The sequence below is a fragment of the Lacrimispora sp. genome (assembly GCF_046972725.1).
Classification (GTDB): Bacteria; Bacillota; Clostridia; order Lachnospirales; family Lachnospiraceae; genus Lacrimispora.
The window spans coordinates 563,609-577,461 of sequence record NZ_JBKVXF010000001.1 but is presented as its reverse complement, the minus strand read 5'-3'; the positions used below and the strand labels follow the sequence as shown (position 1 = coordinate 577,461).

12 protein-coding genes are annotated in these 13,853 nt (G+C 43.6%); all 12 read left to right on the top strand.

Annotated features, from left to right (window positions below; genetic code table 11):
- Window positions 1–309: 309 nt before the first annotated feature.
- A complete protein-coding gene (locus ACLTWA_RS02970; protein WP_412326057.1) occupies window positions 310–1,575 on the top strand; it encodes a DNA repair protein in 1,266 nt (421 codons plus the stop codon).
- Between the two features lie 10 nt (window positions 1,576–1,585).
- Entirely contained in the window at window positions 1,586–1,906 is a 321-nt protein-coding gene (locus ACLTWA_RS02965) for a YolD-like family protein (protein WP_412326056.1), read from the top strand.
- A 150-nt stretch (window positions 1,907–2,056) separates the two neighbouring features.
- Window positions 2,057–3,724: a DUF2207 domain-containing protein gene (locus ACLTWA_RS02960; protein WP_412326055.1), complete on the top strand. Its 1,668-nt coding sequence runs from the start codon at window positions 2,057–2,059 to the stop codon at window positions 3,722–3,724.
- Window positions 3,725–3,990: 266 nt separating this feature from the next.
- The gene (locus ACLTWA_RS02955; protein ID WP_412326054.1) at window positions 3,991–4,866 is read left to right on the top strand and encodes an AraC family transcriptional regulator; all 876 of its coding nucleotides are present in this window, start codon (window positions 3,991–3,993) and stop codon (window positions 4,864–4,866) included.
- A 77-nt stretch (window positions 4,867–4,943) separates the two neighbouring features.
- Window positions 4,944–6,257: a lactate racemase domain-containing protein gene (locus tag ACLTWA_RS02950; RefSeq protein ID WP_412326053.1), complete on the top strand. Its 1,314-nt coding sequence runs from the start codon at window positions 4,944–4,946 to the stop codon at window positions 6,255–6,257.
- A gap of 19 nt (window positions 6,258–6,276) precedes the next feature.
- Window positions 6,277–7,251 (top strand): hydroxyacid dehydrogenase, encoded by a 975-nt coding sequence (locus ACLTWA_RS02945; RefSeq protein WP_412326052.1) that lies wholly within the window; start codon window positions 6,277–6,279, stop codon window positions 7,249–7,251.
- A gap of 145 nt (window positions 7,252–7,396) precedes the next feature.
- On the top strand, window positions 7,397–8,080 hold the full coding sequence (locus tag ACLTWA_RS02940; RefSeq protein WP_412326051.1) for a hydrolase: 684 nt from the start codon (window positions 7,397–7,399) through the stop codon (window positions 8,078–8,080).
- Window positions 8,081–8,098: 18 nt separating this feature from the next.
- A complete protein-coding gene (locus ACLTWA_RS02935) occupies window positions 8,099–8,650 on the top strand; it encodes a DUF3877 family protein (protein WP_412326050.1) in 552 nt (183 codons plus the stop codon).
- Window positions 8,651–9,082: 432 nt separating this feature from the next.
- Complete coding sequence (locus ACLTWA_RS02930; RefSeq protein ID WP_412326049.1) at window positions 9,083–10,429, top strand: ABC transporter substrate-binding protein; 1,347 nt, start codon at window positions 9,083–9,085, stop codon at window positions 10,427–10,429.
- A gap of 23 nt (window positions 10,430–10,452) precedes the next feature.
- Window positions 10,453–11,349, top strand: a complete 897-nt coding sequence (locus ACLTWA_RS02925) for a carbohydrate ABC transporter permease (RefSeq protein WP_412326048.1) — start codon at window positions 10,453–10,455, stop codon at window positions 11,347–11,349.
- A gap of 2 nt (window positions 11,350–11,351) precedes the next feature.
- The gene (locus ACLTWA_RS02920) at window positions 11,352–12,197 is read left to right on the top strand and encodes a carbohydrate ABC transporter permease (protein ID WP_412326047.1); all 846 of its coding nucleotides are present in this window, start codon (window positions 11,352–11,354) and stop codon (window positions 12,195–12,197) included.
- Window positions 12,198–12,200: 3 nt separating this feature from the next.
- Window positions 12,201–13,847 (top strand): glycoside hydrolase family 43 protein, encoded by a 1,647-nt coding sequence (locus tag ACLTWA_RS02915; protein WP_412326046.1) that lies wholly within the window; start codon window positions 12,201–12,203, stop codon window positions 13,845–13,847.
- Window positions 13,848–13,853 lie beyond the last annotated feature (6 nt).

Below are 13,853 nucleotides of genomic sequence, written 5' to 3'. Positions count from 1 at the left end.
AAAGCTGCAATTGAAGTAAGATTTCCCGTTGAGATATTGTGAGAAATCTTGAACAGGGCTGATTCCTGGCAGCCATAAATTTTTTGTTAGCCGATAGTATAAAACAAGGGACAGAGATAATAATCTGTGCCTTGTTTTTTGTTGTTCTAAAACATCACCACACAAAAGTCCTGAACAAAATCCGCATAGATACTGATATCCAATCCTTGTGTAAATTTCCAGAAAAAGCATATATACAAACGTATGTTCTGTTAATATAATTAGGTTAGGTTTTTATCGTAGCAATAAAGAATGGGAGGTGTTTCTCGCATGGAAGAGCGTATCTACTTATGCATTGATCTTAAATCATTTTATGCCTCTGTAGAATGTGTGGAGCGTAAGCTTGATCCCCTGGTTACGAATCTTGCGGTGGCCGATCCTGACAGAAGTGAGAAGACAATATGTCTTGCGATTTCCCCGGCGATGAAAGCATTGGGAATAAAGAACCGATGCAGAGTATTTCAGATTCCCAAAGATGTGCAGTATATTATGGCACCTCCAAGAATGAAACTCTACATTCAATATTCCGTGGATATTTATGGTATTTATTTGAAATATATCTCTAAAGAGGATATCCATGTCTATTCCATAGATGAATGTTTCCTTGACGTGACCAATTATCTTTCCATGTATCATATGAGTGCAAAGGAACTGGCATTGCGGATCATGGAAGATATTAAAGAAACAAAGGGAATTACCGCTACAGCAGGCATTGGAACGAACCTGTATCTGGCAAAGGTAGCACTGGATATTATGGCAAAGCATGCGAAAGACAATATTGGATATCTGAATGAGGAACTTTACCAAAAAACATTGTGGAAGCACCAGCCCCTGACAGACTTCTGGAGAATCGGTAAGGGAATTGCCAACAGACTGAATCATATCGGTATTTTCAATATGGGCGATATTACATGCGCCAATGAGGATTTATTATACCGGTTGTTTGGCATTGATGCGGAGCTTTTGATAGACCATGCATGGGGAAGGGAAACAACCACCATGGCGGATATTAAGGCATATAAGCCGAAAAGTAATTCCTTATCCAACAGTCAGGTGCTTGCAAGGGATTACAGCTTTGAGGAGTGCAGGCTGATTGTAAAAGAGATGACGGATGCCTTATGTCTGGATATGGCAGATAAAAATGTGATTACCGGTTCTATGTCATTGATGATCGGATATTCCAATGAAATGGGATTAAAGCCGTCCATAGGAACCGCTGCCATGTCTGTTACCACCAATTCCTACCGGTTGATTATACCTTATGTGATGGGACTTTATGAACGTATTGGGGAAAAGGACCAGCCAATACGGCGGCTGAGTCTGTCATGCAATAATCTTGTAAGTGATGCTTACGAACAGTATGACTTATTTACGGATCAGACAGAACTGGAAAAGGACAGGAAGTTACAGAGGGCGGCATTGGAAATCAAACAAAGGTTTGGTAAAAATGCCCTTGTGCGTGGGATGGATCTGCAGGAAGCCGGTACCACCATAGAACGTAACAGACAGATCGGAGGTCATAAAAGTGGAGACTAGAAGGCGTAAAATGGATAGGAGCAGCCGGGCGAAACAATTTATGCCCTTTGATGCATTAAAGGGGTTTCGGGAAGCGGTGGCAGAAAAGGAACGGATTTTCGTTTCCAAACGTGATTTACCGGAAGATAAGAAAGAGGAGTTAGACTGGAAATTAAAACAAATTCAGAAGGAGGACATAATTACTGTGGAATATTTCCAGAATAGAGAATATATGCAGATAACCGGAATGGTAACACGAATCGATGATGCAGGCAGAGCCCTGGAGATTGCCGATAGAAGGATCGCCTATACGGATATTTCTGACTTGAAGTGCGATATGTTAAAGGAGTGAAGGATCCCTTTTTCTCTGTAAAAAAGAATGGCATTATGGATTTTAAGGGAAAGATGTTATAATAAACAGGAATCTTTCCAAATGTGGATTATTTCCATAATGGGGAATTCAATTACTTTTCATTTATAGAAACAAGACAGGAGAAGGCTAATGAAAATAAAACAAAAAAGATTTCTTGCTCTTTTTGTACTGTTGGCGGTACTGTTCAGCCTGAGTGCAGTTAAAGTATTCGCAAAAGAGGAGGGGATACCGTCCATTAAGCAGAAGGTCGTTCTTCACAGTGACGGCTCTGCGGTCATCACAGAGGTCTGGGATGTACGGGGGGTATCAGGCGGTACGGAATATTATAAGGCTTTAAACAACATGGAAGGGATGGGCGTCCATTCCCTGACCGTATGGGACGAGTCGGGAGCACAATATAAAACGCTGGATGAATGGAACACGAAGCGCTCCAGAGAGGAAAAGTCCGGGACCTGCGGAATCCTGAAAACCTCCGATGGATATGAACTCTGCTGGGGCATTGGCAGCTATGGAAACCATCAATATACCATCCGGTATACCATAGATGGATTGGTAAAGGACTATGGTGATTATGCAGGATTTTATCATCAGTTTCTATCAGAGCTATCAAGTGCTCCGGAATCTGCTGATATCAGAATCCGGATGGCGGATACCGGTCTGACACAAAACAACGCCCGCATCTGGGCATACGGTTTTACGGGAGAAGTCGAGATTGGGACCGATGGCAGCCTTCATGTTTTTTCTTCTGAGGCTTTGGACAGCAAAGATTATATGAATGTACTCTGCCGCTTTGACAAGAGCCTGTTTCCGATGGCCGCCTCATCCGGCATGTCTTTTGAAAAGCTGCAGGAATACGCAGAAGGTAAAAACTCTGATAGGGCTTTGTATATCACCCTTGGTATAATAGGGGCGGTTAGTGCCATGACCGTTCTGTTGATTGTCTTCTTTTCTTCACGCTATAAACTGGCAGATGGTACAGCCGTGCGGCTTCCCAGACAGAAACAAATAAATTCTAACTGGTCGGTTCCTTTTGGCGGCAGCATTCCTGCGGTATATTCCTCTATGCTGCTGCTGCGAAAGGCCATTTCCTGTGAAATGCTGATGAGTGCATATCTGATCCGCTGGCAAAAGGCAGGTTATATCCGTATAGAAAAGATGGAAAACGAACGAAGGAAAAAAAGGACTCAGGAAGAAGCTATCGTATTTTGTCGGGATAACGGAATGGACCCAGGGGTGGAGCGGGAGTTGTACGAACGATTGGCTCGCAATACTGACCGTGACGGCATTCTATGGGCCTCTGATATTGAAAAGCAGGCGGAAGCCCTTAATGAGGAACTCATAGCATGGGCGGAAGAAGTAAAAAGCCAGGGAGACAAGGAATTAATCTTGTCAGGTGCGGCGGCAACTGATAGAAAGGGCATTGTCCGGTTTACTGCATCGGGATTTGAACAGGCGGTCAAACTGCTTGGATTCCGGAAATACCTGATCGAACTGCGCAGGCAAAGTGGAGACGGGTCAGTTCATGGAGAACTTTGGGGGGATTATCTTGTGTTTGGGGTACTGTTTGGCGTGGGAGAGCATGTTCTCGAAAGCATGAAAGCCCTTGACCCTGTGTACTTTGATACCTTTGCAGGCATGTATGGCTATAATGCCTACACCATGATATATTTTATGAATATGACGAATCACATTTCCAGTTCTGCATCGCCAGCCCATAACACAGACGGGATTGGCGGAGGAGCAGGCGCGGCCGGCGGTGGCGGCTTCTCCGGAGGAGGTGGAGGAGGCAGCCGGTAAACCTATAAACCGGAGAATTGGAGTGCAGAAATGCATTTTTATTCTTCGGTATATTTAATAAAAAAATAAATATTGACAAATATTGACATTTGCGATAAAATAAAAATGTACAAAAGAGAGTGCTACATATAAGCTAAAATACGAAAGAATACGTTCAAAAGATAAAACAAACCCGGAATCTTAATTGATTTCGGGTTTGCTGCATTATTTAGAAAACGATGATATAGATATGAAGTAAAAAGTTGATTTGCAGGAGGCCGGAACCTATGCTCACCCTTCATCGGATCGTAAAACAGAAAAAAGGCAGAAATGAATATATTCCTTTGCACAGTCATACTTATTTTCACTGTATTTACGGGCTTAGCGGAAAGGCAGCAATACAGATTCGCGAAGAATATATTCAGGCCGGAAAAGGAATGTTCCTCTGCCTCTGTCCCGGCACACCTCATGCAATTTTCGGCATAGATAATTTCCAGAGTTTTGATATTAAATTTTCCTGTTCGGACAGTCTGACCCAGATGCTTGCGGCCTTGCCGGCAAGTAGTGTTTTAAACCGGTTTGAAGACGCAATTTTAAAAGATATATTCCATGAAGCCATAAGGGGAGACTGCTTTGCAGAAGAAATTATCAATGCTCAGATGACCGGATTAATTTACCGGCTGCTACGGAAAGAGCACAACAGCCTGCAGGCCGGAGAGAATCTCCTTTCCTCTGCGGCAGCTGTTGAGGATAAAGCCGCTTGTTTCCGCTTGCGGCCAGCCATTCAGTACATAGAGAATCATCTGGATGAAGAGATTTCTGTGGCTGGTTTAGCCTCCCTGTGTGGATACAACAGTTCTTATTTTTCCACTGTATTTCGAAATACCTGCGGCCTTTCCCCGAGAAATTATATAAATTCACAAAAGATAAGCAAAGCAAAAGACCTTCTTTTGACTACAGACTATTCCATTACTCAGATTTCCGGTCTTCTCGGCCTGCAGCTCCATACATTCAGCCGTATGTTTAAAAATGCCGTTGGAATTTCCCCGCTGCAGTACTACAGCCGGGCCAATTCTGACATCGGGATCAATGTTTCAAAAAGCAGTCCCTATGCCATAGAATCTGCCTTTGAAATCCCATTGAAGCAATTTCCCGAAGTTTAGGCAAATATGCCTAAGATAGAGCCAAATACTTTTAATCCTTCTTGCGGTATACTTATTGAGCAAGGAGGATTATTTTTATGGAGCAGGCAGTTTTTAAGGATTATAGTGTGATTGAGAAGCTGTTGGAGGGTACTGCCATACCGGATATGTTTAAGGTACGTCAGATTTTTTCCAGGGAACACATTGAAGATGTGGCAGAAGAAACGACAAGACAGTTAAAATCCGGTCACTTGGAGGAACTGATTAAGCCAGGCATGACCATAGCGGTTACAGGCAGCAGCCGGGGGATTGCCAATATGAACATCATTCTCAGAGAAACGGTCCGTTTTCTCAAAGACGCAGGGGCTTTGCCCTTTATTATTCCGGCGATGGGAAGTCATGGAGGAGCCACTGCTGAGGGACAGAAAGCGGTTCTTACCGGATATGGGATCACAGAAGAATTCTGTGGTTGTCCCATTGTGTCATCGATGGATACGGTCTGTATCGGTACGGTAGAGGATGAAGGGAAAACACTGCCGGTATTTATTGACAGCCATGCGGCCAGTGCAGATGGAATTGTGGCAGTGAACCGGATCAAACCCCACAGTGCATTTCGGGGACCTTTTGAATCTGGAATAACGAAGATGCTCTGCATTGGGCTTGGGAAGCAAAAGGGAGCAGACTGTATGCATAACGATGGCTTTAAATATTTTAAAACCAGAATCCCGCTTTTCGGCAATTATGTCCGCACACATACCAATGTACTATTTGCGGTTGCAGCCATTGAAAATGCGTTTGATGAAACAAACAAAATAGAGGTATTGAAAAACGAAGAAATACCTCTAAAGGAGCCGGAGTTATTAAAATATGCTTTTTCGCTGATGCCTAAAATCTTGCTGGACGAAACCGATGTACTGATTGTAAATGAAATCGGCAAAAATTTTTCCGGCAGCGGCATGGATCCAAACATAACCGGAACCTGGTCCACCCCTTACGGTTCCGGCGGTATAAAAAAGCAGCGAACCGTTGTTCTTGATCTGTCCGGGGAATCACATGGCAATGGTCTGGGAATCGGCCAGGCGGATACGACCACACTTCGTTTTTTTAACAAAATGGACTTTACGGAAACGTATCCCAATGCCCTGACATCCACCGTTTTTCTTCCGGTCAAACTGCCCATGGTCTTGAAAAATGATGAGATGGCGATAAAAGCGGCCATTAAGACCTGCAATGAGGTGGATCCTGGCAATGTCCGGATCGTTCTGATTAAAAACAGTCTGAGTATGGAGGAAATCTATCTTTCCAAAGCCTATCTGGAACAAATAGGGGGTATAAGCGGTCTTGCTGTGGAAAGTGAATGTGAACCGCTGCCATTTGACGGTAAGGGAAATCTTATATTATGGAATCAGTAAAACCGGGGAGGTTATTGAAATGAAACATATTGTAATGACTCAGCCACTTTGCAAAGAGGGCTATGAAATAATGGAAAAGGAAGGCAGTATATTTGTAGCTGATAATCCAAATCCAGGCGAATACATGGATGAAGTGGAAAAGGCGGACTGTATCATCGTGCGGATTGCACACTTAAACAGGGAAGAGATCGAGAGGGCACCCAGACTTTCCGTCATCGGACGCACCGGAGTAGGGTATGACAGTGTGGATGTGGAGGCGGCTACAGAGCGGGGAATCCCAATTGTTATTACACCAGGGGCCAATGGAGATGCTGTGGCAGAGCACACCCTTGCAATGCTTTTTGCCCTGTCAAACAACCTGGTAGAAGCGCATAACGAAACCCTGAAAGGGAATTTTGCGATCCGCGGTTCAGGCAAAGCCTTTGAACTTCATGGCAAGACCCTTGGCATTTTAGGAACCGGCGATATTGGCAAAAGGGTGGCCAGGCTGGCTCAGGCACTGTGTATGAATGTATGCGGCTATGATCCGGAATATACAAAGGCCGATATGATGGCTTTGGGAATCCATCACTGTGCTACCATGGAAGAGTTACTGTCTGTCTCTGATGCAGTCACCATTCATACCCCTCTCAATTCTTCTACTGCAAATATGATTCAACTGGAGCAATTGCGGTTGATGAAGCCGTCGTCTTTCCTGATTAACTGTGCCAGGGGCGGAATCGTCAGTGAAGAGGATCTGGCATTTGCTCTAGAGAATCATATTATCGCAGGAGCCGGAACCGATGTATTTTCAAGTGAACCGCCAAAAAAAGACCATATTTTTTTCCGCACCAAAAACCTGATTGTTTCTCCTCACAGCGCTGCACAGACGAAAGAAGCCGTAATCAACATGGCTGTGATGTGTGCACAGGGATGCTCCGCCATTCTCAGAGGAGAAAAGTGGCCCCACATTGCCAATCCAAAGGCGTATGACCATCCCCGATGGAAGCGTTGAGCATTGCCTCTTTTCCAGTAAAGTTATAAATTTCGATCAATGAATGCTCTGGTCTTATCACACAAAAAAATTCCGAATGACACAGATTCCTCGTATATGATATAATGGAAAAAACGGTTTATATCAACCGTAAAGGGGGAATCCCATGAAGGATAGAATTGTGCCAAGAATCAATACCCGCTTACGCAGCCATACGGTAATGGTGCCTGAAGCGATCAATCGGGCTACTGGAATTATTATCAACGGAAAGCGGATTAAATCCATTTTATTTTCCACAGATGTTGCCATAATTGCAAATTGCAATGCGGATGCAGTCATTGCCTTATATCCGTTTACCCCCACAATGCAGATCACAAAAGCAATCATAGATGTATCACAAAAGCCGGTTTTTGCAGGTGTAGGCGGCGGGACAACCTCCGGGGCCAGAGTCCGTGATATTGCCCTTGATGCCGAGCTGCACGGAGCGACGGGAGTAGTGTTAAATGCCCCTACGAAAACGGAATTTGTACAGGAACTGACGGAATATATTGATATTCCAATTGTGCTGTCAATTATATCTGCCTACGAAAATTTAGAAGAACGAATGCTGCATTCCGGAGCCCGGATTATCAATGTATCTGGTGGAAAACATACTGTTGAGATCATCAGGGAATTGCGCAGGATAGATGATACATTTCCGATTATTGCAACAGGAGGGCCAGATAAAGCGTCAATAGAAGCCGTAATCGAAGCTGGGGCGAATGCTGTTACATACACACCGCCAACCAATGGGGAGATTTTCAGGGATATTATGGACGAGTACAGGAAGCGTTGGAAAGGATCGGAATAAGTCTTTAGGAGGTATAAAATGCAGCTTCATAATGAACCGGATTTTAAGGAATTGGAAAATAATATAATTGAAGTTATAAAGGAAGAACAGATTAAGCTTGGTTATGCCAGTGAAACCATAAGACTGTATTACCCTTTGGAGTCCCTTTGCAATCTTTTGGGATCAGATTATACAGTTACAGAACTGCGTGATCCTTTAACACAGTTCTGTGAATTAGTAAAAAGCAGGTTAGGAGATGTGGAGTTTTCTCATAAGGAAACAAGATTTTGCTTTGTAATACCTCCAAAAGGAGTGGATTATGTACATGAAAGCATTGAGGAAAATCATTTTCTGCGCGATTTTATTGAAAAGATAAGCAGCCATAATTGTACGCTTGATGATTTATTACAGATATTTCACAGATACTCCAATGATGTTGTCTGTGAAAAAATGAACAATGGAGAGTTTGATTACCTGATTTATTTTAAGAACCGGAAGCCGGATGCTTATAAATACTGCATCAAATTTGAAAGTTGTCATGCCATATATCACCGGTTTACGGAAGCGGATTATGAAAATTTTGGTTTTTGATTCACGGAATAACAATTAGATTTTGGCCTGCCAGTAGGTACATGCACTGGCAGGCTTTTTATGTGGATAAGCAACTTGATTTCTTCATAACAGCAATGTCCGTGATACAAATAATAAAAAATATGGGTACGATTCCTTATAAGATCATATGATATAGAAAAAGAGACAATATTTTATATAAAATTATTATAATTAATGAATATCCGAAATAAAACATGTATAGTATATACAAAATATATGTATTGAAATCACATAATATATAAAAAAAGACCAAAAGAATAAGCCTGGAACTTGCAGATAAGCTGCAGCAAATATCTGGATCATATAGATATAAGCCTGTAAACGGAATAGAACACTCAAAGATCAACTATTTTTTTGCCATGATATTTAGAAAAGACTAAATTATTATAATAAAATATAAAGGAGATTTTTATGAAAAGAAGGTTCACAGGCATACTGGCTGTCCTTGTGGCGGCAACTGCAATTGCAGCAGGCTGCAGCACGTCTGCTGGTACAGGAGAAGACCTTTCAGAAGAGTCTGTAGTAACTACAGTAGGACCTGATTCCGGGACCCATATGAATATGTGGTCATTTGTTGAATTACATAATACCTTTTACGGAAGCATGGTGGAGAAATGGAACAAGGAGAACCCGGACCGCCAGATTCAGGTGACATTTACTACGTATCCATATGCAGATATGCATAATAAACTGATTATGGCATTGCAGACCGGGCAGGGAGCCCCCGATCTCTGTGATGTTGAAATCGGTCAGTTTCCGAATTTCCTTCAGGGGGAAATAAAGCTTTATCCTCTGAATGAAGCCATGAAGCCTTATGAAGCTGATCTGGTGCAATCCAGATTAAATGTCTATTCCAAAGACGGAAATGATTATGGAGTGCCCACACACGTAGGGGCATCCGTCATGTATTATAACACTGAGGTCCTGGAGAAATACGGGATTGACTATACCAGGATAAAAACGTGGGAGGACTACACGAAAGCAGGAGAGGAGCTGAAAGAAGCGTCAGGCGGAACGGTAAAACTGACAAGTGTGGACACGGGCGGCATGGACTGGCTGACCATTGCCATGGCTCAGTATGGGGAAGATTGGCTGTCCGGCAAGGACGGGAATGTTCAAGTGAAACTGGAATCTGTAAAAAAGATGCTTACCATGCAGCAGGGCTGGCTTTCAGACGGCATCGCCATGATATCCCCCGCAGGACATGTGGACTTAGAAGAAGGCTTTCAGAACATTATTGATGGAAACATTGCATCTTTTCCCAAGGCCTTGTGGTTCATGAGCCGTTTTATAAATTATATGCCGGAGATGAAAGGGAAAATAGCACTGGCACCTTTGCCTGTATTTGAAGAGGGGCAGAACCGTTCCGTGGGAATCGGAGGAACCGGTACAGTAGTGACTGCCCAGGCGGCTGACCCGGAACTGGCGGCAGACTTCATTGCTTATGCCAAATGCTCTGAGGAGGGCAGCCGGCAGATATGGGAGCAGCTGGGATTTGATGTGTGCAACACGAAAATATGGACAGAGGAAGCCATAACAAAAGATGCTTCCAATCCCTACATCAGCTTTTTTAAGACCAATCCCTTTGACGTGCTGAACGAAGTAAAAGATGAAATTACAACCCTTAGTATTACGAAAATGACTCCTGGAATCAATGATTATTTCTGTACAACAACCCTGAATGAGGTGCTGGAAGATAAAAGAGAAGTGGATGAAGCGTTGCAGGAAGCCCAGGACTATCTGGAGCTGGAACAATGAGAAGCGGGGCGGAGGAATCATTTATGAAATTAAAACGGATTCTTTATTCCCAGAAAACGGCTCCCTATCTCTTTGTACTGCCATTTCTGTTAAGCTTTCTGGTTTTCTGGATATATCCGCTGCTTAGTACGGTGAAAATGAGCTTTCAAAGCATCTTGCCGGGGCAGATTGAATGGGTTGGCATGGAGAATTATGTAAAGTTACTGAAAGATACTACGTTTCATACTGCAGTCAAGAATAGCTTTACATACATGGTTCTTTCTCTTGCATTGCTGATTCCCTTTCCCATGTTCTTTGCCGTTTTGATGGACAGCAATCTGATCAGGGCAAAAGGTATTATAAAGGGCGCATTGTATCTGCCTGCCCTGACTTCTGTGGTCATATCCGGAACCTTGTTCAGGCTAATGTTTTCAGAATTGCCGACAGGCCAGATGAATCTGCTTTTGCAGACTCTTGGCAGAGCTCCTGTTCCGTGGTTAAAAGAAAAAGGTCTTGCAATGGCTGCACTTCTTACGCTTTGCTGCTGGAGATGGACCGGTGTCAATATGCTTTACTTTTTGTCGGGTTTAAAAAGCATTGATTCTACGCTGTATGAGTCAGCGGCCATAGACGGGGCAAGCGGTTTTAACAAATTCCGGTATATTACCGTTCCTCTGTTAAAGCCAACGACGATATACGTTTTAACAATCAGCGTTTACGCCGGATTGTCCATGTTTCTGGAAAGCTATATGCTGTGGGCAGGAAATACGTCTCCGAAGAACATCGGACTGACCATTGTGGGGTATCTCTACAAACGGGGAATTGAAAAGAACCAGATGGGCTATGCATCCGCAGTAGGGCTTATTCTGCTTCTCATTGCCCTCATCATTAATGTGGCACAGCTGATACTGAACGGTTCTTTTAAGAAGGAGGAAAAGTAACGGTGAATGGAAAAAATAAAATCCTTACAGCATTGGGTACCTGCTTTTTTGCATGCCTGTGTTTTTTCATTCTTTTTCCGGTACTGGCCGGATTCCTTGCCTCCTTTCGGCCCGGAAGAGAACTGATCCGGCGGGGGCTCAGCATCCATACGGATTTTTCCGCGATGACTCTGGATAATTATAAATATCTCTTTTCCTGCAATGCTGATTCCAGAAAGTATTTTATGTGGTTTAAAAACAGCATGATCCTGACTTTACTTGCAGTGGTACTGACACTTTTGATCTGCTATTTTGTGGCCTACGGTTTGACCATGTATGAGTACCGGTTAAAAAATCTTCTGTTTTTTCTGGTGATAGCTACGATGATGGTGCCGTTTGAGATTCTCATGCTGCCGCTGTATCAGGAGATGATTAATTTAAATCTGATCAATACCACTGCCGGGGTCCTGCTGCCAGGGCTGTGCAGCGCTTCCACTATATTCTTCTTCCGGCAATATATGATTTCCCTGCCCAAAGAGCTTTTAGACGCAGGCAGAATCGATGGGGCAACAGAATTCGGGATCAGTATTCGGATTATGATGCCGATTACCAAACCTGCATTTGCTGCCATGGCGATTCTCTGCGCCATGGGTGCCTGGAACAATATGCTGTGGCCAATGCTTGTATACCGTGATGCTGCAAAGTTCACACTGCCGATTGGCCTGAATACACTGCTGACACCCTATGGGAACAATTATGATTTGCTGATTGCAGGCTCCATGTTTGCAATTTTTCCGGTATTGGTTGTATTTCTGTGCTTTCAAAAATATTTTATAGAAGGAATGACAGTTGGCGCTGTCAAGGGGTGAGATATGTGTGGATTCATTGGTAAAAACAAAACATTTGCGCCGGTACTGACAGCCGGGCTGATTACAGTTTTTGTAAGTGCTTTCTTTTTTTATTCGTTGGGAGCAGAACGTGAGAAAAACCCGCAGAATAATCAGGAAACACCACAACGGGTATCGGTCCATGACCCATCCGTTGTTGAGGCGAAAAACGGGGAGTATTATATATTTGGTTCTCATCTTGCAGGAGCAAAATCAAAGGATCTGATCCAGTGGAAGTCTTTGGGGAGTGATTATGACAATGTAACCAGTAACTGGCTTTATGGGAATCTGAGGGACAATTTAAAAGAATCCTTTTTGTGGGCCGGCTATGACGATGGAGATTGTTCCGGCGGAAAGTATGCTGTATGGGCGCCGGATGTTATCTGGAATCCATATTATAAGAATGAAGATGGAAGCAAGGGCGCTTATATGATCTATTACAGTGCGTCCTCCACCTGGCGCAGGTCCTGCATTGGATATGGGGTTTCCAAAGAGATAGAAGGTCCTTATACCTATGTGGATACCGTTGTTTATTCTGGATTTACAAAAGATGGAAGGACCGATGGAAACAGCAGCAGAAATACAAGATGGGATAATGATTATCTCAATCTGAAAAAACTTGTGGATTCCGGTGTATTAAAGGATGGGATCAGCAGCCAGTGGTTTAATGGGAATGAATGGAATCACCATTATGGGCCAAATGCCATTGACCCCACCCTGTTTTTTGACCAGTCAGGTAAAAAACTCTATATGGTTTATGGTTCCTGGTCCGGAGGAATCTATCTTTGTGAGTTAAACAGGGAGACAGGAGAAATCAAATATCCGGGAACGGATTTTGTGGATGAAGTGAGCGGAAACTATGTGGACCGTTATTTTGGTGTTCATCTGGCCGGAGGCAATCATCAGTCAGGGGAAGGGCCATACATCACATATGACAGGGAAAGCGGGTATTATTATCTGTATGAAACTTACGGCAGCCTGACCGCCGACGGCGGGTACAACATGCGCCTGTTCCGCTCCAGGAATGTTACGGGTCCGTATCTTGACGCTTCGGGAAAAAATGCTGCAGATAGTTACAGGAACAATGAGCAGTACGGAATCAAGCTCATCGGTAATTACCGGCTGGGCACAAGCAGTACGGGATATAAGGCAGCAGGGCATAACAGCGCACTCATTGACTCAAAGGGAGATCGCTATCTGGTTTATCATCAAAGATTTGATAATGGGACGGAATTCCATGAAGTCCGGGTCCATCAGCAATTCCTGAGTCAGAACGGCTGGCCGGTGACTGCTGTATATGAGCATAAAAATGACCCCATCGGCCATTATAATACCAGGGAAGTATTGGGCAAATATGTGTTATACGATCACGGTCAGAAAACAACGTCTGACATGATAAAGAAAGAAACCATTACCCTTCTTGAAAATGGAAAAATTCAGGGAGACAGAAATGGAACCTGGGAAAAAATCAAAGGCAAAAACTATGACTATATCACCCTGTTAATCAATGGTACCGAATACCAGGGAGTATTTTTCAAGCAGCATGACGAAAACGGCACTCCAGAGCCGGTGATGACATTTACCGCAGTAGGAAATGACAATACATGCATTTGGGGCAGCATGGCGGAGTGATGTTCC

What these genes read in the sequence shown, in the direction of transcription:
- ACLTWA_RS02970 (WP_412326057.1), top strand. Translation starts at nt 310, where the DNA reads ATGGAAGAGCGTATCTACTTATGCATTGATCTTAAATCATTTTATGCC.
- ACLTWA_RS02965 (WP_412326056.1), top strand. Translation starts at nt 1,586, where the DNA reads ATGGATAGGAGCAGCCGGGCGAAACAATTTATGCCCTTTGATGCATTA.
- ACLTWA_RS02960 (WP_412326055.1), top strand. Translation starts at nt 2,057, where the DNA reads ATGAAAATAAAACAAAAAAGATTTCTTGCTCTTTTTGTACTGTTGGCG.
- ACLTWA_RS02955 (WP_412326054.1), top strand. Translation starts at nt 3,991, where the DNA reads ATGCTCACCCTTCATCGGATCGTAAAACAGAAAAAAGGCAGAAATGAA.
- ACLTWA_RS02950 (WP_412326053.1), top strand. Translation starts at nt 4,944, where the DNA reads ATGGAGCAGGCAGTTTTTAAGGATTATAGTGTGATTGAGAAGCTGTTG.
- ACLTWA_RS02945 (WP_412326052.1), top strand. Translation starts at nt 6,277, where the DNA reads ATGAAACATATTGTAATGACTCAGCCACTTTGCAAAGAGGGCTATGAA.
- ACLTWA_RS02940 (WP_412326051.1), top strand. Translation starts at nt 7,397, where the DNA reads ATGAAGGATAGAATTGTGCCAAGAATCAATACCCGCTTACGCAGCCAT.
- ACLTWA_RS02935 (WP_412326050.1), top strand. Translation starts at nt 8,099, where the DNA reads ATGCAGCTTCATAATGAACCGGATTTTAAGGAATTGGAAAATAATATA.
- ACLTWA_RS02930 (WP_412326049.1), top strand. Translation starts at nt 9,083, where the DNA reads ATGAAAAGAAGGTTCACAGGCATACTGGCTGTCCTTGTGGCGGCAACT.
- ACLTWA_RS02925 (WP_412326048.1), top strand. Translation starts at nt 10,453, where the DNA reads ATGAAATTAAAACGGATTCTTTATTCCCAGAAAACGGCTCCCTATCTC.
- ACLTWA_RS02915 (WP_412326046.1), top strand. Translation starts at nt 12,201, where the DNA reads ATGTGTGGATTCATTGGTAAAAACAAAACATTTGCGCCGGTACTGACA.